17 protein-coding genes are annotated in these 19,212 nt (G+C 66.2%); 6 read left to right on the forward strand and 11 right to left on the reverse strand.

Features of this window, described 5'->3' with window-relative positions:
* Positions 1 to 37 precede the first annotated feature (37 nt).
* Positions 38 to 2,206: a PAS domain-containing protein gene (locus tag NKH51_RS05705; protein WP_254764283.1), complete on the reverse strand. Its 2,169-nt coding sequence runs from the start codon at positions 2,204 to 2,206 to the stop codon at positions 38 to 40.
* Between the two features lie 221 nt (positions 2,207 to 2,427).
* Between NKH51_RS05705 and NKH51_RS05710 the strand changes: the two genes are divergently transcribed.
* On the forward strand, positions 2,428 to 3,393 hold the full coding sequence (locus tag NKH51_RS05710) for an NADPH:quinone reductase (protein ID WP_254764284.1): 966 nt from the start codon (positions 2,428 to 2,430) through the stop codon (positions 3,391 to 3,393).
* Between the two features lie 47 nt (positions 3,394 to 3,440).
* Here the strand turns inward: NKH51_RS05710 and NKH51_RS05715 are convergent, their stop codons facing one another.
* The 3 genes from NKH51_RS05715 to NKH51_RS05725 all read right to left on the reverse strand — a co-directional run bounded on the left by NKH51_RS05715 (position 3,441) and on the right by NKH51_RS05725 (position 5,414).
* A complete protein-coding gene (locus NKH51_RS05715) occupies positions 3,441 to 3,821 on the reverse strand; it encodes a DUF7344 domain-containing protein (protein WP_254764285.1) in 381 nt (126 codons plus the stop codon).
* A gap of 132 nt (positions 3,822 to 3,953) precedes the next feature.
* A complete protein-coding gene (locus NKH51_RS05720) occupies positions 3,954 to 4,961 on the reverse strand; it encodes a TIGR04024 family LLM class F420-dependent oxidoreductase (protein WP_254765122.1) in 1,008 nt (335 codons plus the stop codon).
* A gap of 153 nt (positions 4,962 to 5,114) precedes the next feature.
* The gene (locus tag NKH51_RS05725) at positions 5,115 to 5,414 is read right to left on the reverse strand and encodes a DUF8152 family protein (protein WP_254764286.1); all 300 of its coding nucleotides are present in this window, start codon (positions 5,412 to 5,414) and stop codon (positions 5,115 to 5,117) included.
* 123 nt (positions 5,415 to 5,537) lie between these two features.
* Between NKH51_RS05725 and NKH51_RS05730 the strand changes: the two genes are divergently transcribed.
* From NKH51_RS05730 to NKH51_RS05740, 3 genes are all read left to right on the forward strand, one after another.
* Complete coding sequence (locus tag NKH51_RS05730; protein ID WP_254764287.1) at positions 5,538 to 6,965, forward strand: FAD-binding oxidoreductase; 1,428 nt, start codon at positions 5,538 to 5,540, stop codon at positions 6,963 to 6,965.
* A 98-nt stretch (positions 6,966 to 7,063) separates the two neighbouring features.
* The gene (locus NKH51_RS05735) at positions 7,064 to 7,930 is read left to right on the forward strand and encodes a hypothetical protein (RefSeq protein WP_254764288.1); all 867 of its coding nucleotides are present in this window, start codon (positions 7,064 to 7,066) and stop codon (positions 7,928 to 7,930) included.
* Positions 7,931 to 8,117: 187 nt separating this feature from the next.
* On the forward strand, positions 8,118 to 9,665 hold the full coding sequence (locus NKH51_RS05740) for a TrkH family potassium uptake protein (protein ID WP_254764289.1): 1,548 nt from the start codon (positions 8,118 to 8,120) through the stop codon (positions 9,663 to 9,665).
* A 5-nt stretch (positions 9,666 to 9,670) separates the two neighbouring features.
* Here the strand turns inward: NKH51_RS05740 and NKH51_RS05745 are convergent, their stop codons facing one another.
* Together NKH51_RS05745 and NKH51_RS05750 are read right to left on the reverse strand one after the other, a co-directional pair.
* A complete protein-coding gene (locus tag NKH51_RS05745) occupies positions 9,671 to 11,530 on the reverse strand; it encodes a histidine kinase N-terminal 7TM domain-containing protein (RefSeq protein WP_254764290.1) in 1,860 nt (619 codons plus the stop codon).
* A gap of 87 nt (positions 11,531 to 11,617) precedes the next feature.
* The gene (locus NKH51_RS05750; protein WP_254764291.1) at positions 11,618 to 13,306 is read right to left on the reverse strand and encodes a thiamine pyrophosphate-binding protein; all 1,689 of its coding nucleotides are present in this window, start codon (positions 13,304 to 13,306) and stop codon (positions 11,618 to 11,620) included.
* Positions 13,307 to 13,415: 109 nt separating this feature from the next.
* Here NKH51_RS05750 and NKH51_RS05755 point away from each other — a divergent pair, with 109 nt between their 5' ends.
* Positions 13,416 to 14,276: a UbiA family prenyltransferase gene (locus NKH51_RS05755; RefSeq protein ID WP_254764292.1), complete on the forward strand. Its 861-nt coding sequence runs from the start codon at positions 13,416 to 13,418 to the stop codon at positions 14,274 to 14,276.
* Between the two features lie 37 nt (positions 14,277 to 14,313).
* On the opposite strand, the gene NKH51_RS05760 is transcribed toward NKH51_RS05755, so the two are convergent.
* Together NKH51_RS05760 and NKH51_RS05765 are read right to left on the reverse strand one after the other, a co-directional pair.
* The gene (locus NKH51_RS05760) at positions 14,314 to 14,565 is read right to left on the reverse strand and encodes a hypothetical protein (protein WP_254764293.1); all 252 of its coding nucleotides are present in this window, start codon (positions 14,563 to 14,565) and stop codon (positions 14,314 to 14,316) included.
* Positions 14,566 to 14,695: 130 nt separating this feature from the next.
* Entirely contained in the window at positions 14,696 to 14,953 is a 258-nt protein-coding gene (locus NKH51_RS05765) for an amphi-Trp domain-containing protein (RefSeq protein WP_254764294.1), read from the reverse strand.
* 384 nt (positions 14,954 to 15,337) lie between these two features.
* On the opposite strand from NKH51_RS05765, the gene NKH51_RS05770 reads away from it, so the two are divergent.
* Positions 15,338 to 15,676 carry a zinc metalloprotease gene (locus NKH51_RS05770; protein ID WP_254764295.1) on the forward strand — a complete coding sequence of 113 codons (339 nt, stop codon included), beginning with the start codon at positions 15,338 to 15,340 and terminating at the stop codon, positions 15,674 to 15,676.
* A gap of 177 nt (positions 15,677 to 15,853) precedes the next feature.
* Here NKH51_RS05770 and NKH51_RS05775 read toward each other — a convergent pair whose 3' ends face one another.
* The 3 genes from NKH51_RS05775 to NKH51_RS05785 form a co-directional block, all read right to left on the reverse strand.
* Positions 15,854 to 17,032, reverse strand: a complete 1,179-nt coding sequence (locus tag NKH51_RS05775) for a redox-regulated ATPase YchF (RefSeq protein WP_254764296.1) — start codon at positions 17,030 to 17,032, stop codon at positions 15,854 to 15,856.
* A 93-nt stretch (positions 17,033 to 17,125) separates the two neighbouring features.
* Positions 17,126 to 18,358: a DUF7344 domain-containing protein gene (locus NKH51_RS05780; RefSeq protein WP_254764297.1), complete on the reverse strand. Its 1,233-nt coding sequence runs from the start codon at positions 18,356 to 18,358 to the stop codon at positions 17,126 to 17,128.
* Positions 18,359 to 18,401: 43 nt separating this feature from the next.
* Positions 18,402 to 19,133, reverse strand: coding sequence for a GNAT family N-acetyltransferase (locus tag NKH51_RS05785; protein WP_254764298.1), 732 nt, complete (start codon positions 19,131 to 19,133; stop codon positions 18,402 to 18,404).
* Between the last annotated feature and the right edge of the window lie 79 nt (positions 19,134 to 19,212).

Below are 19,212 nucleotides of genomic sequence, written 5' to 3' on the forward strand. Positions count from 1 at the left end.
CGTCGAAGAATGCGCTCGTCGGTCTGCCTCGGGTGTACTATGCGGTCGGAAGGCGAATGGTAACGACACTCCCCATACCGTCTTCGGTCGAACACTGGAGCGTTCCACCGAGTTCGTCGACGGTCCATCGCGCGAGCAACAATCCGATTCCGTTCCCGTGGCGCAACTGAGACGGCTCGTCTCGCACCTCTTCGTCCACCATCGACCACTCGTCGGCGGATATCCCCGGTCCGTTGTCAGCGATTTCGATACGTACCTCTTCGGCCCGTTCGACCACACGAACCGCCACGTGTGGAGCGGACGCGGAATTGTGTTCGATACCGTTCTCGATCAGCTGTTCGATGGCGACCCCGATCCGCTCGGTGCACGCGGCGGCCGCTGGCGCTTCGACCGACACGTCGATCGATGCCTCCGGATAGCGCGCACGAATCCGTTCGGATACAGTTTCGACGAGGTCACCCACGTCGAGTCGGTTCGTCTCTCCGGGGCTGTGGAGAATCAAGTTCACCATCTCCTTTGCCTTCTCGCTGGTCGTGAGCAGGTTCCTGGCGGCGGCGTCGATGTGGTCCGCATACGCCGCCTGCTCCCCGTTCGGGACCGTCTCTTTGAGCGTGTCGACGTACCCTCGTATTACGGCGAGGTCGTTCCGGATATTGTGACGAAGCAGCCGGTGGAGCACCTGCAGGAGACGCTCTCGGTCTTTGAACGCCGTGATGTCGCGCCCCTCGGAGACTAGGAGGACGACCGTTCCGTCGTCGTCGGTTATCGGCCGGATCGAGAAATCAATGACGGCTTCTCCGTCGGCACCCTGAACCCTGAGTTCGTCCCGGTACGAATTCCCCGATTTCGCCCGTTCGAACCCCCTTCGGACCGCCTCTCGGTCCGCAGCATCGGAGAACTCGATCGTCTCCCAGAGTCTGGCCCCGATAATCGATTGCCAGTCCGAATCAGCGAACGAAAACCCCGCGCCGTTTGCTTCAATGACGGTCCCGTCCGTGTCCAGTAACCCCGTAAACTGGTAGGTGTTGTTGAACACCGCCTCGAACCGACGCTGTCGTTCCATGCGGCGCGACACGTCACGTCCGATACCGATCAGCTCCGCCGGTGTCCCGCGTTTGTTCACCATCGGTGCACCGGTAAACTCGTACGGAACGAGCTCACCGGCCTTCGTTTTGAGGTGGGCGTCGACCGTGGTCGTCTCTCCCGTATCGAAGACTCTCTCGATGTCCGCTCGAACGCGGCCGCGGTCCTGTTCGGCGATGAACTCGAGCGGTTCCATCGCGGCGATCTCCTCGTCGGTGTAGCCGGTGGCGCGCCGGAAGTGGTCGTTCCACCGCGTGAACGTCCCGTCGGTGTCGAAGGCGTAGAGCAAATCCGGCAGGGCTTCGAAGACGCTCTTCGTGAACGCCTGCTCGTCCCGAATCGACTGTTCTCGCTCTCGGCGGTCAGTGATGTCCTGCACGGCGCCTCGGAGTCGGACGACCTCTCCGTCCATTAGCTGCGGGACGCCTTTTGCACGAACCCATCGCTGCTCGCCGTGCTGGGTGACGATTCGGAGTTCGTGATCGAAAGACGTTCCCTCACGAATCGCAGCGTCAATTGCCCGTCGTATCACGAGTCGGTCCTCGGGATGGTAGAAGTCGATCGCCGCTTCGATGGACGGGGAGGCATCGAGGGGAAGACCGTGGATTCGATTGACCTGATCGGTCCATCGTAGGTCGCCCGTATCGGGGTCGAGCTCCCAGCCGCCGACCGCGGCCATCTGTTGGGTGTACGCGAAGAGATCGTTTTGTCGTTCCAGACGCCGTTCGTACGCCTTCCGTTCCGTGATGTCGACAGCGATTCCCTCGAGAGCCTGCACGGTTCCGTCGGTAACGATCGGCGTCCCGCGCTCCATGACGTGCTTGATATCGCCGGAACGCGTTCGGATGCGATAGGTTTCGGTAAATCGGCGGCGAGCATCGACACTCGCTCGGATTTTCCGTTCGAGGGAGTCCCGATCGCCGTCGATGACGAGGCTGCCATACGTCACGTCGCCCTGCGTGAATGCGGCCGCTGAATAGCCGGTGAGGACTTCGACCTGTCCCTTCAGAACCATCCTCTCCCATGGCGGTTCGGGCTCACACCAGTAGGCCAGGCCGGGAAGGTTCTCGAACAATCGATCCAGTATCAGACCGGGTTCATCGGGGAAATTACTGTCGGTCACATTCTGGTCTCGTTCTACCAAATCGAACGCGTTGGTTTAAGTCTCGTGGCCGACGACTCGTGCGGTCACACCTTCGGCGCCGTGGTAGCAGTTTTCCCCACCGACCCGGTCGGCTGTGGCTTCCCCACCGAACCGGGATCCGAGTTTCTGCACACCGTCCCGTCGAACGGACTCGAGCGACGACCACTGTTATACCGGGGCGGAACGTTCGTTCGACCGTCATGCGCGCTGTACGCCTTCACGAACACGGTGACGCGGACGTACTGCAGGTCGACGAGATCGACCGACCCGAACCCGACGCGGACGAGCTACTGGTCGAGATCGCCGCCGCGGGCGTCAACCCCGTCGACACCTACTTTCGGGACGGCTCGTATACCCCGGTCGACGTCCCCTTCTCCCCCGGCGTCGACTTCGCGGGCGTCGTCGCCGAAGCGGGCGACGCCGTCGAGGGGTTCGACGAGGGCGACCGCGTCTTCGGGACCGGGATCGGCAACGGTGGCTTCCAGGGGTCGTACGCCGAGTACGCGACGGTCCCCACGGACCGCGTCGTCCACCTCCCTGGCGATGCCGACATCACCGAAGCGGGTGCCGCGGGCGTCGCGGCCGTCACGGCCTGGCGCGCGCTGATCGATCACGCCGACCTCGAGCCCGCAGAGTACTGCCTGATCCACGGCGGTTCCGGCGGCGTCGGCCACGCGGCCGTCCAGATCGCGGCCGCCGTCAGCGCGCGGGTGATCACCACCGCGTCCGAGGAGTACCACGACGCGCTGTCCGACTTCGGGGCCGAAACGGTCCTCGATTACGATCGCGACGATCTCGCCGACGCCGTGCTCGAGGCCTCGAACGGCGGCGTCGACGCCGTGTTGGACCACCGGCTGGACGACTACTTGCAGTTCGACGCCGAGGTCGCGGCGACGGGCGCACGCGTCGTCGGCATCGGCGAGAACAGCCCCGATCCGGGCTTTACGAACGACGGCGCGGCTCGATCGAAGGATGTCGCCTACCAGTTCATGAGCATGTTCAACACGCCCGATCTGCGCGTGCCGCTGCGCGGCGTCGGCCACCTCATGAACGCCGGCGGGCTCTCCATCGACGTGGCGCGGACGTACGACCTCGAGGAAGCCGCCGCCGCCCAGCGCGCCGTCATGGAAGACAGCTTCCTCGGGAAACTGGTGGTCGAACCGTAACAGCGGAAACCCGACTTCCAGCGGGAGAGCAATCCGGCAAATCGGGGCTACCGGGGCGCGTCGCAGACGGCCTTTGCGCGCGAGAGTAGTGTTCGACCCCGATCGGTGAGCCGGACCGTCTCCGTCTCGGACTCGAACTCGACTGCGCCCGCTGCGGCCAGTTTCGGCACGTGGGCGTGATGCAGCGAGATCCGTGCGGCGCGGCGGTCCCGCGACGACACGTCTCCGTGGTCCGAGATCGCGTTCGGCACCGAGGTCGTCTCCCGTGTCGCGATTTCGACGGCCGCCTCCGCGAGCAGGGCCGAGCCGCCGACGCTCTCGAGGTACTGCAGCAGCTCGCGGCGTCTACGGTCTGCTAACAGGTCTATTGCCGAGTCCGAATCGTCGAACGCGGTGTAGCTGTCGGGCGACCCGAGTAGCGGGATCATGCCACCGATAGCGCCCGAACGGTATATATGCGGCGTGTGAGTCCGATCGAAACACTACCCCGGTTCACCGAAAATTCGCCGCCGTAAGCGGTCCTCCGCGCGTTTCGCGGCCCGCCGATCTCGCGACTCGCGTTACGCGAGGTCGGCGACCGCTTCCATCGTCGTCAGCTTGTCTTCCTCGCTCATTCCGTCGACGAAGCCGATCCGAACGGCGTCGACACCGTCGATTTCGCTGTACTCTTCGAGCCACTCGCGGACCTCCTCGGGGGTGCCCGCGGGTGCCAGTTCGTCGAGCAGTTCGTCGGGCAGGGCCGCGGCCATCGCGTCGGTGTCGCGGTCGTCCCAGGCCGCCCGGATCTCCTCGACGATGTCGGGATAGCCCTGTTCGGCGACCGAGTTCCCGTAGTAGGGGCCGTAAGCGCCGAGCATGAACGCGATCGAACCTCGTGCTCGCGCGCGGGCCGCCTCGCGGTCCTCGGACGCGATACAGCGGACGATCGGGGCCACCCGCAGATCCGAGAGCTCCTTGTCGGCCAGTTTGGCACCGCGCTCGAGGTCCTCGAGTCGGTCGCGCAGGCCGTCGGCGGTGAACATCTGCGGGGCCCAGCCGTCGCCGAAGCGACCGGCCATCTCGGTGGCTTTGGGGCCGAGGGTTCCGAGGTCGATCGGCGGCGGATTCTCGGTCGGGCCGCGCTCGTAGCCCAGCCCAGGGATATCGAAGATCTCGCCCTCGTAGGCGGGGTTGCCTTCCTCGAAGACCGCGCGCATGATCTCGATCACTTCGCGGGTCCGGCGCAGCGGGCGGTCGAACTCCATGCCGTGCCACCGCTCGGTGATCGCGGGCGAACTGGGCCCGATTCCGAATCGGTACCGGCCGTCGGCGGCCGCCTGCAGCGACAGCGCCGTCTGAGCGAGCATCGCCGGCGTCCGTCCGTACGGCGAGATCACGTCGGTCGAAATGCCGAGTTCCTCGGTGCGGTCGGCGGCCAGCGTCAGCGCCGGCACGATGTTCCAGCCGGTCGTCTCGCCGACCGTGATCCGGTCGAAGCCCAGGTCCTCCGCCTGCGCAGCCCGATCGCCGACATCCTGTGGCCGATCGTAGTCGCCAAGACGAAGCAGCAGGTCCAGTTCGGCGTTCATCGCTCGTCCCTCCGCGTCATCGCTCGAGTCGCGCGTCGCAGTGTCATCACCATGCATCGCGGTACGCAATCACATAAAACTGTAGCGTTTCCGTTCGGTCACGACGCGGACAATGACCGTTCGAGCGCCGGCTGAGACCGAAATCGAGACGGTTCAGTCCGAGAGAATCTCGTCACAGAGCCGTCGTGCGGCCTCGAGGTGCTCGCGCGCGTCGTCGTCGGCCGGTGTGTCGGCTTCCGAGAGGAGCGAGCGGACCGTCTCGACGCGCTCGCGGACGACCGCTGGCTCGAGGTCGCTTCTCGCGACGTCTTCGGCTACCGCTTCGGCCTCGCCCAGCCAGCGGTTCGTCCGCCGGTCGATCGGGCGCTCGGCGGTCGCCGCCAGCCGGCGGTAGAGCGCGCGGGACAGGGCCTCGAGCGAATCCGGTTCGTCGTCCCCGTACGGATCCGTCACGGTCGAACGGACGGCCGCAGACGCCCTGACTGTTCGCCCTCGAATCGGGGCGGCCAGCGGTCTCCGGTTCCGTCGCTCGAGCCGGTGGGAAACGTTGATACCGGTTGTGACTAACGTGGTCGTATGACACACGACTGCTCGTTCCTCGAGGAACTCGACCTCGCGGACGACCAGCTCTCCTTCGCGGACGGCCGCCGAGAATCGCACGCGACCGACTACGGCTCGGAACGGAACGACGAGGACGGCGTGCTGCCCGATGCGGTCGTCTGGCCCGAGACCACCGACGACGTCTCGGCGGTGCTTTCCGCGGCGACCGACCGCGGCGTCCCCGTGACGCCGTATGCCGCGGGGACGGGCCTCGAGGGCAACGCCGTCCCGGCCCACGGCGGAATCAGTCTCGACCTCACGCGCATGGACGACGTGGTCGACTACCGACCCGACGACTTCCAGATCGACGTGGGGCCGGGGATCATCGGCTCGGCCGTCGACGAGCACGTCGCGCCGGACGGCCTCTTCTTCCCGCCGCTGCCGTCGTCGGGCGACATCTCGACGATCGGCGGGATGATCGCGACCGACGCGAGCGGGATGCAGACGGTCCGCTACGGCGAAATCGCCGACTGGGTGCTCGGCCTCGAGGCGGTGCTCGCCGACGGCACCGTCATCGAGACGGGCTCGCGGGCGATCAAGACCTCGAGCGGCTACAACCTGACCGACCTCATCGTAGGCAGCGAGGGGACGCTGGCCGTCGTCACCGAGGCCACGCTGGAACTCGCGGGCCGCCCTGAACAGATCCGCGGCGGCCGGGCGATCTTCGAGACGTTAGACGACGCGGCCGAAGCCGTCTTCGACGCAGTCCGGACGGACGTCGCCGTGGCACGAATCGAACTCGTCGACGGCCTGAGCGCGACGATGGCAAACGACTATCTAGGCAGCGACCTGCCGGACGCACCGATGGTCTTCCTCGAGTTCCACGCGAACCACGGCGTCGAGGAGGAGATAGACCTCTGTCGGGCGATCTTCGAGGACCACGGCGTCGTCCGCTTCGAGATGAGCGACGACGACGCCGAGATGGACGCGCTCTGGAAGGCTCGACGGGAACTGGCCTACGCCGTCTCGACGTACGACCCCGACCTCCAGCCGCTCCACCCCGGCGACGTGACGGTGCCGATCAGTTCCTACCCCGAAGTCGTCCGCGAGGCGAAGCGACTGGCCGACGAACACGACCTCCTCGTCCCTTGTTTCGGCCACGCCGGCGACGGCAACCTCCATTACAGCGTCATGGTCGATCCGAGCGATCCCGACCAACTCGAGCGCGGCGAGCGCCTCTATCGGGAGATCGTCGAACTGGCGATCGACCGGGGCGGCACCGCCACCGGCGAGCACGGCATCGGCGAGGGGAAACAGAAGTACCTCGAGCCCGAGCACGGGGCCGGCGCGGTCGAGGCGATGCGGACGATCAAGCGGGCGCTTGACCCGACCGATACTCTCAACCCGGGGAAGATCTTCCCCGAGACGGCCGACGGCGGGCGAGTGCACGGTTCGGAGCGCTAACCGGCTCTCCTCTCGAGGTCGCGCTTTGGCCGGCGACAGACATACCGAATCCGGTATGTACGCAACCGTTATCACTCTCCCGTCGAATCACGTTGCCCATGCAACGGCGGGCCTTTCTCGCAGGGACCTGCGCCGCTACAGCCGGGGCCGTCGCGACGGTCGGCTCCGTCGCTGCCGGCGACGGTGGGGGTACCCTCACGATCGAAGTCCTCCCTCACGCGTCCGTCGGGCCGACTGACGGCGCGATCGGGCCCGTCCTGGAGGGCGCGCGACTGTTCGCCCAGACGTGGACGGACGCGACCCCCGGTTCGGCCGAGGTGAGACCCGAGCCGACGAGGATCGCCGACTTCGATATCGTTCCGTCCTACCGGGACACCCTCGACGCGCTCGAGGCCGACGACGCCCTCGGAGCCGAGCGGACGCCCGAGACCGTGACGCTGTGTATCGTCGACGGTCCGACGACTGCGGGCGCGATGCGGTCGTACGCCGGCGACGACGGGATCGGAGCGGGGAAATCGGGCGCGTACGGCTACGTCAACACCGGGCTCGGCGGCCTGCTCGGACTGCGCGTCGGGATGCCGCCCAGTCTGACACGAAACTTCGCCGCCCACGAGTGCGCCCACGCGGTGCTCGGCTGGGCGGACTTTCCGCACTATCCGGCCGACGAGACGCACAACGACCCGTCGCCCGGACTGCGCGCCCATAGCTGTGGCGCACAGGACCACCCCGCGGCGAGCGGGCTGTTCGTCCGCCACGGGATCACGCCGATGGCGACGGGATACTCTGCCCGGGAGAGTCGAAACACGCCCCGAGAGCACCGATTCGCGACGGTGCGAGGGAAACCCGGAGCGACCGCAGAGCCGGTCGACGAATCGTGGTCGTACTTCAACATGGCGTACGTTCCGCAGTTCTCGGGGACGGCTCGAGCGGCGATGGCTGCACACTACCGGCAGTTCTTCTCGTAATCCCCGCAAGGCCGCTCCGTCGCTACTCCCCGCAGCGCCGATGCTTGGCCGGCCGCTGGCGTGTCCCGATATCGGTCAGGCAGCCGATGGAGTGTCGGAGCAAGCGCAGTGTTTAACACGAAACCTATCTGAGATAGGAACAGTTCGGGGAGCGGGTGAGTACCTCGCTCCGACGATCGAGGGAGACATGCAAAGCAGGATTTACGTCGACGTTCGAGCCAGTTGTAGCCTCCTCGGTACGGTGCTGAAGTATCTCTCGTTGACGCTACTGTTTCCGACGGTGGTCGCGCTGTACTACCGGGAGAGCCCGATTCCGTTCCTCGCCACCCTGGTCGTCGCCGTCGTGGTCGGCGCGGGTCTCGAGCGCCTCGAGGCCGAGCCCGAACTCGAACACCGCGAGGCATTTCTGCTCGTTTCGCTGACGTGGCTCGTCCTCCCGCTGGTTGGGATGCTCCCCTATCTCCTCGCCGGGACCGGGACGATCGCGGATCCAGTCAACGCCTTCTTCGAGAGCATGAGCGGCTTTACGACGACCGGCGCGACGGTCATGGGCAATATCTCCGTCGAGACCCACTCGCGGTCGATCATGATGTGGCGACAGCTCACCCAGTGGCTGGGCGGGATGGGCATTCTCGTCCTGATGGTCGCGATCCTCTCGGAGCTCTCCGTCGGCGGAACGCAGATCATTCGGGAGGAATCGCCCGGCCTGCAGGTCGAGAAGTTGACGCCGCGGATCCGGGAGACGGCTCGCGCGCTCTGGTTGATCTATGCCTGGTTTACGCTCGCCGCTGTGGTCGTCTACTACGGCCTTCACCTCGCCGGTCTAGCTCCGGAGATGACGTTCTACAACGCCGTCGCCCACGCGCTCACGTCGCTGCCGACCGGCGGCTTCTCCCCGGAGGGGCGCAGCGTCGAGGCCTTCAGCCCGATCGTCCAGTGGGCGGTCATGGTCTTCATGATCGTCGCCGGGACGAACTTCGCGCTCTACTGGTACGCCTGGCGCGGCGGCCCGAAGCGACTGACCGAGAACGCCGAGTTCCGGGCGTACCTCCTCGCGATGGGCGCCGTCGGCGCGCTGCTCTCGGCCCTGCTGTTCCTCGGAGCCGGCCTCGCGACCGACCCCGAGGCCGTCGCACCGATTCCGGGCAGCCTCGAGCGCTCGCTGCGTCACGGGCTCTTCCAGTCGCTCGCGATCGTGACGACGACCGGGTACGCGAGTATGGACTTCAACACGTGGAGTGATTCGACCCAGGTGATCCTGATTTTCGCGATGTTCCTAGGCGGCTCGGCGGGGTCGGCGGCCGGCTCGATCAAGATCGTTCGCTGGTACGTCATCCGGAAGTCGATGGGGCGCGAACTCTTTCGGCTCGTCCACCCCCAGGCGGTGCGCCCGATCCGTATGGGCGGGACCGGTGACGTCATCGACGAGGACACGACGCACGGGATCTTCGTCTTCGTGGCGATCTTCCTGACGCTGTTCGTCGTCTCGACCGTGCTCCTCCTCGTCGACGCCCATCGCACGCCGGGGCTCTCGCTGTCGGCGATCGAGGCGGCGAGCGCGGTGATCGCGACGCTTGGCAACGTCGGTCCGGGCGTCGGCGTCGTCGGCCCGATGAACAGCTACGAGCCCTTTTCGAACGCCGCGAAGCTCTACATGGTCTTCCTGATGTGGATCGGCCGGCTCGAGATCCTCTCCGTGCTGGTCATCCTGACGCCGGCGTACTGGCGGTCGTAGCGCGTTCACTCCTCTTCGCCGACGCGAGAGAGCGATTCGCCAGCCGCCGCGTTCGTCGCCGCCTCGAGGAAGTCGACGCCCGTGATCTCGAAGCGTGCGCCGCCGCAAGCGTCTTCGGCGGCCGTCACCGACCAGCCGTGTGCCTCGCAGATATCGGCGACGATCGAGAGCCCGAGGCCCGTCCCGCGATCGCTGGTCGTGTACCCCGATTCGAAGAGTCGCGCCGGCTCGGCTCCGAACCCCGTGCCCGAGTCCGTCACCGCGAACCCGTCGTCCAGCGTTTCGACGGTCACAACCAGGGTGTGGTCGTCGCCGTGGCCCGCGTCGACTCGGTCTGAACGCGGCTCCGCCCGTCCGTGGTCGACGGCGTCCTGCCGAGCCTGCGATGCAGGGCTCGTCGATCCGTGATCGACGGCGTTTCGAAAGAGATTCTCGAGCAACTGGCGAAGCTGGGTCCGGTCCGCGGTGCACACCCCGTCGCTGGCGATCGAAAGCGTCGCGTCATCCGTCTCGACCGTCGACCAGGCTTCAGTCGCCACGTCGGCCAGCGATACCGGTCGCAGGTCTAGGGCGGCCCGCCCCTGTCGGGCGAGCGCTAACACGTCGTCGATCAGTTGCTCCATGCGCTCGTGAGAGTCGGCGACGGTCCGGACGTACTCGGGGTCGTACTCCTCCTCGAGCAACTCGAGATAGCCCTTCGAGACCGACAGCGGGTTCCGGAGGTCGTGACTGACGACATCCGCGAACTCGTCTAACCTGCGGTTCTTGCGCTCGAGTTCGCGCGCTCGTCGGACGCGGTCGGTGACATCGTGGACGACGACCGTCCAACCGATCGGCTGCCCGCGGCCGTCGTCGATCGGCGAGGTCGACAGCTCGTAGTGCCGGCGGTCGGTGCCGTCTTCGAGGGAGAACTGGTCGATGCAGTCCTCGGTATCGGGGTCGGACCGCTCATCACGGGCGTTCCGATCGGTCGGTGCGTCGATCACCGTGTCGACATCGATCGGGACGACGGTATCGACCGGTTCGCCGACGAGCCGGTCGCTCGCGAAGAGTTCCCGTGCGACCGGATTGCAGTCGACGACTCGACGGTCGGCGTCGATGACGAGCACCCCGTCCTCGAGGTTCGCGACGACCTCGCTGCGAGCGATCGGGGTGAGCTCGAGGAGACGATACCGGTAGAGGCCGAACGTGATCGCGAGGCCGGTGATCGTAAACCCGATCGGCGTCGTCCCGACGATCTCGAGCGACGAGGCCGAGAGGACGGCCGTCGCCCAAGGGACCGCGATCGCGACGAACACGGCGACGCCCTGCCAGCGGTAGAGCCGTTGGCTCCGCGCGATCACGGCGACGACAAGCACCGAAGTGATCGCGAGACAGAGCGTCGCGTAGCCGAGGTGGGCGAACAATCCGATGCTCGGCTCCGAGGTCGCAACCGTCGCGGACGACGTCCACCAACTGCCGAGAGCGATCGGCTTCTCGTGTGGCGGACCCCACAGCACGTGCGTGCGGCCGTTGATCGTCAGTAGGCCGATCATAATCAGCGGCTCTATCGCCAGCAGGCCGACCCGACGCCGAGTGAGCCACCGATCTTTGCCCGTGTATTCGAGCGCGAAGACGAGAAACAGCGTCGGGATGACCGCGGCACACGCCCACTGCACGTCGGCCCAGCGCAGCTTCCACGCCAGCGTCGTCGATTCGATCTCGAGGATGTGGGTCCCGAGCCAGACGACGACGGTCGCCATGAGCGCTGTGAGGGCGGTCGCACCGGCGGCTGGGCGCGTCCGCCACGCCGAGAGGGCCGTCCCGGCGGCGACGACGAGCGAAAGCGCGAGGACGATGCTGTACGGAGTGATGACCCAACCCATCCGTGACTAGCTCCTTCTGCACCAACGAGACGCAAGTGTCTACCGGCCGAGAACCCTTCGGATACGCCGGAAACCGCATGAAAACACTCAGTCGTGGACCAGCACGTCGAGCACGTCCGGCCCCTCGCTGGCGAGCGCGTCCTCGAGCGCGCCCTCGATCTCGTCGGGCGTCTCGATGAGTTCGGCACGGGCGCCGTGGCTCTCGGCGTTTTTCACGAGATCGACCGCGGGCTCGAAGTCCATGCCGACGAAGTCGTAGTCCTCCTCGTCGCCGCCCATGAGGTGGAGCGTGTTGTCCTTCAGGATGCGGTAGTTGCGGTTATCGGAGATGACGACCGTCAGGTCGAGATCGTAGCGGGCGGCGCTGTAGATCGAGTGCGGGTAGTACTGGTAGGAGCCGTCGCCGATGAAACCGATCACGTCGCGGGGCTCCTCGCGTTGCTCTTCGGCGACGGCGGCACCGACCGCGGCCGGCAGCCCGTAGCCGAGGCCGCCGCCCTTGTTCGACATGTACTGTTCGGGGCCGAGGTCCCACCGGGTCAACATGGCGTACTTCGAGGTGACGCCCTCGTCGACGATGGCCGCGTCGCCGGCGACGCGCTCCATGGCGTCGACGAGTTGGGCCTTCGAGGAGCCGGGATCGCTTCCGTCGCTCTCGCCGTAGCCGGCCATCTTCTCGTCGACCATCGCTTTCACGTCGGCGACCTCCTCGAGTCGGTCGGCGACCACGTCGTCGGAGAGGCGTTCTTGGACGCGCTCGGAGAGTCCCTGCAGCACGAGGCCGGGGTCGCCGACGACGGCCGCGTCGGCGGGCTGGTTCTTGCCGACCTGCCAGGCGTCGTCGCTGATATGGATGCAGGTCGTGTCGGTCTCGACCAGCGCCTCCTCGTGGCGAGTCAGCGTCGTGTTCGTCGAACAGCCCACAAACAGCAGCGTGTCGGTGTCCATCAGCATCGAGGCCAAGTCCTCGTTCGTCGGCAGATAGGAGACCCACTGCTCGTGGTCCGTCGGGAAGTCCACCTCGCAGGAGAGGATCTCGCCGTGAACGCGAGCGCCCGTTGCCTCCGCGAGGTCGACCGCCGCGGCGACGGCGTCCGCGCCCGAGCGGGCGATGTGATCGCCGACGACCATCACCGGGCTCTCGGCCTCGGCCAGCAGGTCGGCGGCGCGCTCGAGTTGCACCGGATCGCCGCTCCCGGCGTTGGGAATCGCGCCGAGTCGCACTGGTTCGGCGTCGGTCTCAGCCATCGTCACGTCCAGCGGCAAGCCGAGGAAGACCGGCCCCGTCGGGGGCGTCATCGCGACGCGGAACGCCCGGCGGAGCATCGTCGGCAGCGCCGAGACGTCGAGGACCTCGTCGGACCACTTGCAGAACTCGCGGGCCATCTCCGCGAGCCGGCCCGAGAGGATCGGCTCCTCGTGGCGGAAGTCGGTGCTGTGGTTGCCCGCGGTCACGACCAGCGGCGCGCCGGCGATCTTGGCCGCGTAAAGGTTGCCCAGCCCGTGGGCCAGGCCGGGTGCGATGTGGAGGTTCGCCACGCCGACCGGGGTGACCGAGTCGTCGTGATGGGAGTGATACCGCCGGCGTTGGGCGTAGCCGCCGGCCATCCCCACCGCGATATCCTCGTGGAGCGCGAGCCGGTACTCGAGGTCGCTCTCCCCGATGGCGTCCATGATCGGCAGTTCGGTCGTTCCGGGATTACCGAAGACGTAATCGACGCCGTAGGATTCCAGAGCATCAGTGAAGAGATCCGCACCAGTGTAGCTGTCCGTCATGCTCCCCCGTGGCACGTCACCGACCATCAAACTGTGTGTTTCGGAATCCCGGAACCAGCGTCTGTGACGCTGGCCCGGGTATTATACATCAGTTCGTTGTCGCTCGGATATGGCCCTCGCGAGAGACGAGACCGGTGTCGGCGCGACGGCTCGAGCGTTCTGGTCGCAGGTCCATCCCGTCTTCATGACGCCGCCGCTGGCTGCATCGCTGTTCGGCGCGATCCTCGCCGGGAACGTCGAGCCGCAGCTCGCGGTGATTCACGTCGTCGCGATGTTCGCGGCAGTCTACACAGCCCACGTCAAGGACGGCTACGTCGATTTCCACGTCCGCGGCGAGGACGACGATCACCCGCTGACCGCGATCGGCTGTCGCGTCGCGCTCGCGCTGTCGACGGCGACGTTCGCGGTGTGCTGTCTCGCGCTCGCCGTTCTCGTCGGCCCGGCCGCGGTCGCGCTGGTCCTCCCGACGTGGTTGATCGCCTACCACCACGCGCCGCAACTCGACATGAATCCCGTGACGGCGACGACCGGCTACCCGCTCGGGATCGCCCTCTCGGTGCTCGGCGGTTACTACGTGCAGGCGGCGACGCTCACCGCGGTCCCGATCGCCTTCGCGCTCGTCTTTCTGATCCTCCTCTCTGGTATCAAGGTGATCGACGACGCGCAGGACTACGCGTACGACCGGTCGATCGAAAAACGAACCGTCGCCGTGGCCGTCGGTCCAGATCGCGCCTACGGCGTCGCCTACGGTCTGATGGCCCTCGCCCTGGTCGCCGTCGTCGCGTTCGCGCTCGTCCGCGTCTTTCCCGTCACGTCGCTGCTCGCGGCCCTCGCTTTTGCCGCCGTCGCGCTCGTCGCGCGCCGGGCCGACCCCGAACTCGCGACCATGCTCCTCATCCGCGGCTCGTACGTCTTCCTCGCCGTGCTCGTGGCCGCGGTGCGATTCGATCCGGTCGCCGGCCTCGTGTGAGGCGACGCGGCTCGCGAATCGCTGGCTCGAGCGATCGCTATACTGCGCCGCGGTGGCCACACCGCGGACAGTACATACTCCCCTGTTTGATGAGCATGTAACTCTCGTTGCAACGGCCACACGGGCAGCCGACCGAGACGCCGACCTCCCGTCCGAGTGCGGTGATCGTGTTTTTCAGTTGCTGCTGTTGGCGCTCGGTCGCCTCGAGGCGCTCACTTATCGCGGCCAGTTGCGCCCTGAGCGCCCGGTCGCGTTTCGATTCGGAACTAGCCGGCGAACGTGGGATCATGTGCCGCGTAGGGCGCCACGAGCGAAAAGGATATCTCCACCCGCCACCGGCCGAGACACTGCGGTGAACAGGACTGTTTCGCCCCTCAATCGTTCGCATCGTCGATTCGGTCGGGTCCTCGAGCGAGTCCCTACTCGGTTTCTTCCCCGGTCGGCGGCTTCCAGTCCAGCTTGATCGTCACCGTCTCGCGGTCCCCGCGCAGGATCGACGACCGCTCGCGGACGCCGACTTCGTACGCGATGGTTTCCGACGGATGCAGATCGACCGTCTTGTTCCCCGTTCGAACCGACGACGAGCCGTCGCCCTCGAGTTCGTCGGCCAGTTCGCGGAGCCGGTCGGCGGCCTCGGTTCGCGTGAACTCGTCCTCGGACAGTGTTTTCTCCACCATAGATCGCCTTTCATCGAGTCCGCGGCATAAGCTGCCTGCCTGACGGTGTCGGCTCGAGTGACTGAAGCGTACCGCTAGAAGTCCCGGTCGCGAAATCCGCCATCTATAGAGAGTCGGAACAGATTAGCAAAAAATAAAGTATTTATGTCTAATAAAATTGGAACGTTACTACTGACTTTGAGACCGTTGCACTCCGATCGCGGCCGGTATCTGGTCGTCGCTGTCTCCGTCCTGCTCCTCTCTGGCGCGCTCCTCAGCATCGGTGCCGTTCATCACCGTTCTCTGCATCTGGGACCGGACCAGACCGAAACGTCTTCCGACCCAGTAAATCCATACGGAAAGCGGACCCTGGTCGTTGGCATAGACGGCTCGGGGACGGGCCAGATGCGGACGGGAGAGGTCGCTGTCGCCCTCGAGTACTGGAGCGAACACAGCGACGTGTACGCCGGCTACCCCATCGAATACGACCTGCAGCCGAACGCGACCGACCCAGACGTACGGGTCGAGTGGGTGACGGAAATAAAGCGGTGTGATCGCTCTCGGAATTCACATCTCGTCGGGTGTGCGGATATCGTCAGACGGGATGCTCCGGATACCGTTTCGGTCACCGTCGAAACGGGTTTCATACGGAGGGATAGCGTGGAACTACTGAAACACGAACTCGGACACACCCTCGGCCTCACTCACGACGACGAACCGGACGAGATCATGTCCTCGTTCTGATGAGCGCGAACCGGTCTGATGTGAGCGTCGCTGGCGATACACCCTCGCGGAACGACTGTCTCGCCGAGTAGACGGACGCTGATCGGTTCGGACGAGACACTTCCTGCACTGATCGACGTAGGAAGTCGGACGAACGACGGGGTGAAACTCGAGTTCGTGGTGGTCAGTTCGTGGTGGTCAGTTCGTGCTGACGATCTTGATCACGTCGCCTTCCTCGAGTTCGTAGCCCTCGCCGACCTCGCGGTTCGTCTTGGCGTTGACGGCGTGGAGGTAGCCGTCACCGATGTCTGAGTGGACACTGTAGGCCAGATCGACCGGCGTCGACCCCCGCGGGAGCAGGAAGGCGTCGGGCAACACGTTGCCGCTGCCGTCGGACCACTTGGCGGCGTCCTCGACGGGGTAGGCGGTGAGGTGGTCGAGCAGGTCGTAGACCGCGTGATCGAGGGCCGCCTGCACGCCGGTCCCTCCCCAGTCGGCCATGGTCTCGGCGAGTCCCTCGAGCGCGTCTCGCTGGGCGTCGTTGACGCCGTCGCCGATGGCGATCGTCTCGTCGCCGGGATCGTAGTCGACGAGGCCGTTGTCGGCCGCCCGGCGGAGCGCGAGTTCGCCCTCCGCGGTGGTGGGGATCACGGGTTTGTCGAGTTCGAGGAGGCGTTCGACGTTTTCCTCGGGCGCGATATCGATCTTGTTCGCGGCGACGACGATCGGTTTGGTCCGCCGGCGAACGTCGCGGGCGAGCGCCTCGCGGTGCTCGTCCTCCCACTGGATGGGGTCGGCGGGGTAGTCCAGATCGCGAAGGACGATCGCGATCTGTTTCGGCGAGGCGCCAAAGCCCGAGAGCATCTCCGAGAGGGCGTCGTCGATGTCGAAGTCGGGCGAGCGGGACTTTCGCTCGACGGACTCCCAGTTGCGCTCGACGATGCCGGCCAGCCAGAGGTCCATCTCCTCTTCGATGAAGTCGATGTCCGCGAGCGGGTCGTGTTCGCCGATATCGACGGGTTCGCCCTTCTCGTTGGTTCCGCCGGAGGCGTCGACCACGCTGACGATCACGTCCGCGTTCGTCAGTTCGTCCAGAAACTGGTTACCCAGTCCCTTCCCCTCGTGGGCGCCCGGCACCAGTCCTGCCACGTCGATGAGTTCGATCGGGACGTAGCGCTTGCCGTCCTCGCAGTCGTCGGCGTTACAGCGCTCGTCGCGCTCGAGGCAGGGACACTCGGTCCGGACGTAGCTCACCCCGCGGTTGGCGTCGATCGTGGTGAACGGGTAGTTGGCGACGTCGACCTCCGCCATCGTCGCCGCGGTGTAAAAAGTGGACTTGCCGGCGTTGGGTTTCCCGGCAAGTGCGATCGAAAGCATGGCTCAGCGTAGCAGGGTCCGGGAAAACTACCTTTCGATTCCGCAACCCGGTTTCCGACGAGGTGCAGTCCCGGATCGGGGTATCGTCGGGCGTTATCTGGTACCCGGTTCGAACGCCTCGAGGACGACCGACGCCTCGCGGACGCCCTCCTCGAAGACCGCGTGGTCGGACGCCGAGACGCGATCGGTATGCGGGTCCCAGTCGACGGCCCGAATTTCGCGCAGTTCGGGGAGTGTGGCGTGTCGCAGGCCGACCGCGACGGCGTCGGCGGACTCGTCGGTATGACGCGAGACGGCGCGAGCGAGGTCGTCGACCGAGCGCGCGTCGCCGTTCCACTCGTGGTAGAGCACGGCGAGTGCCAGTCGAGCGCGTTCGTTCCGGAGTACGTCGAGGACCGTCTCGGCCGTCGACGGAACGGCTGCGACGGTAGCGACGCCGGGGTCTCGTCTCGGCGTCGGCGAGTCGAGAGGGTCGCGCGAGTCGACGCTATCCGAGACCGCGTCACGGACGGACGCTTCGAACGCGTCGGGAACGGGGTCGTCAGTCCCGACCCCGTCGGACGGTTGCAGTGGGCGCGCGGGAGGGGCCGTCCGACCCACGGAATCGGAGTCGTTCCAGACGGCGGTCGATCCAATCGGCAGTCCGGTAGTTTCCGTCCCGCTCGTCGCACCGGAGTCCGCCGCCGCGGTTGTGGCCGGTCCCTCGGGCAGCGCCGGCACGTCGTCCGGCGTCGCTTCGATCGCGGCCACAGAAGCGGCAGCGGCCGCCGTCGGTCGTTCCATCGTCGATTCAGTTACCGTATCGGCGACAGTCGACGAGCGCGCGATCGGGTCGGACGACTCGAGTGCGACGGGCAACTCTGTATCGGCCGCTCGAGACGCCCCGTTCGCGTCGACCGATCCGATGGGAACGACATCCGATCCCTCCCGGACGGCGGTGACGAAACCGGCCGCACCGCCGACGGGAGCCAGCGTCGTCGTCAGCGACAGAGGATCGCGAATCGTGCCGCCCTCGAGGGTGACGTACCCCGTCAGCCAGACGACGAGCGCGCAGGCGACGACGATCCCAACGGACACCTGTGTCACGGCTCGCCAGCGCACGTCTGAGGAGGCGTTTCGGCTGACCAGCCAGTAACCGCCAGTGGCCAGCCCGGTCGGAACGAGCAACGAGACGAACAGTTCGAACGCGACAACCGGCTGCGAGGCCGGCGTCCCGAGCGCTCGGACGATACCAGTCACCGCGAGCACGAGTCCCATACCGACGATCGTGGCGCTCGATTCCCCCCAATCCTCCCACTCGATCCACGCGGGGGTAGCAGAGCGCATACCGTCCCGTTTCAGGGACGGTCACATAAATCAAATTGTCAACTCAGAGTTCGACGGCCATCATCACCTCGTCGACGTAGCGGCCGTTGAGTTTGTAGTGGTCTTCCCGGACCGCCTCGGTCTGCCAGTCGTGGGCCTCGAGGAACGCGATGGCTTCCTCGTTTGTCGAGGGGACGCTCTGGTAGACCTTCTCGTAGCCGTTCGAGCCGGCCCACTCGAGGCCCCGCGAGAGGAGATGTGAGCCGACGCCGTGGCCGCGGTACTCCTCCAAGACGCCGACGGTGAGCTCGGCGGTGTGGCCGAGCTTCTCGAGTTCCGGCGCGTAGAGGTGGACCCAGCCGACCACGTCGTCCTCGACGGTCGCGACGAAGAACATCCGCGACTCGAGTTCGTTGTGCCGGAGCAGGGCGTTCTCGTGGTCGATCTCGTCGGCGACGCTCTCGGCCTCGATGTAGGTCTTCTCCTCGGCGACTTGCCGGATCGCGCCGACGATCCCCGTCAGGTCTTCCTGGCGCGCCGGCCGGATGTGGAACTCGAGGTCCTCGGAGACGTACTCCTCTTCGGCCCCAGCGTCGATCGTTACCCGTAGCGTTCCGTCTGCTTCGTCGATTCGGCCGTCCCGCTTCAGGATCGCGACGTGGTGGCGGAAGCCGCCGGGATCCAATCCGAGCCGTTCGCGCGTCTCGTCCGGATCGGCGGTCCCGTGGCGCTCGACGTACTCGTAGATCTGCTTTCGGTCCTCGTGGCCGAACTCGAGCGTGTCAGTAGTTGCCATGGATTGCGGTACCACAAACCACTACTTAACCTTTGGCCGGCCGCTCGAGTAGCAGGCGGCCCGAGCGGACCGCTACACA

This window comes from Natrinema marinum (assembly GCF_024296685.1).
Lineage (GTDB): Archaea > Halobacteriota > Halobacteria > Halobacteriales > Natrialbaceae > Natrinema > Natrinema marinum.

Excerpts from the sequence above, each read along its gene's own strand:
- NKH51_RS05760 (WP_254764293.1), bottom strand. The coding sequence starts at position 14,565 with ATGATCCCACGTTCGCCGGCTAGTTCCGAATCGAAACGCGACCGGGCG.
- NKH51_RS05780 (WP_254764297.1), bottom strand. The coding sequence starts at position 18,358 with ATGCGCTCTGCTACCCCCGCGTGGATCGAGTGGGAGGATTGGGGGGAA.
- NKH51_RS05740 (WP_254764289.1), top strand. The coding sequence starts at position 8,118 with ATGCAAAGCAGGATTTACGTCGACGTTCGAGCCAGTTGTAGCCTCCTC.
- NKH51_RS05775 (WP_254764296.1), bottom strand. The coding sequence starts at position 17,032 with ATGCTTTCGATCGCACTTGCCGGGAAACCCAACGCCGGCAAGTCCACT.
- NKH51_RS05745 (WP_254764290.1), bottom strand. The coding sequence starts at position 11,530 with ATGGGTTGGGTCATCACTCCGTACAGCATCGTCCTCGCGCTTTCGCTC.
- NKH51_RS05715 (WP_254764285.1), bottom strand. The coding sequence starts at position 3,821 with ATGATCCCGCTACTCGGGTCGCCCGACAGCTACACCGCGTTCGACGAT.
- NKH51_RS05730 (WP_254764287.1), top strand. The coding sequence starts at position 5,538 with ATGACACACGACTGCTCGTTCCTCGAGGAACTCGACCTCGCGGACGAC.
- NKH51_RS05735 (WP_254764288.1), top strand. The coding sequence starts at position 7,064 with ATGCAACGGCGGGCCTTTCTCGCAGGGACCTGCGCCGCTACAGCCGGG.
- NKH51_RS05750 (WP_254764291.1), bottom strand. The coding sequence starts at position 13,306 with ATGACGGACAGCTACACTGGTGCGGATCTCTTCACTGATGCTCTGGAA.
- NKH51_RS05785 (WP_254764298.1), bottom strand. The coding sequence starts at position 19,133 with ATGGCAACTACTGACACGCTCGAGTTCGGCCACGAGGACCGAAAGCAG.
- NKH51_RS05770 (WP_254764295.1), top strand. The coding sequence starts at position 15,338 with ATGCGGACGGGAGAGGTCGCTGTCGCCCTCGAGTACTGGAGCGAACAC.
- NKH51_RS05720 (WP_254765122.1), bottom strand. The coding sequence starts at position 4,961 with ATGAACGCCGAACTGGACCTGCTGCTTCGTCTTGGCGACTACGATCGG.
- NKH51_RS05710 (WP_254764284.1), top strand. The coding sequence starts at position 2,428 with ATGCGCGCTGTACGCCTTCACGAACACGGTGACGCGGACGTACTGCAG.
- NKH51_RS05765 (WP_254764294.1), bottom strand. The coding sequence starts at position 14,953 with ATGGTGGAGAAAACACTGTCCGAGGACGAGTTCACGCGAACCGAGGCC.
- NKH51_RS05755 (WP_254764292.1), top strand. The coding sequence starts at position 13,416 with ATGGCCCTCGCGAGAGACGAGACCGGTGTCGGCGCGACGGCTCGAGCG.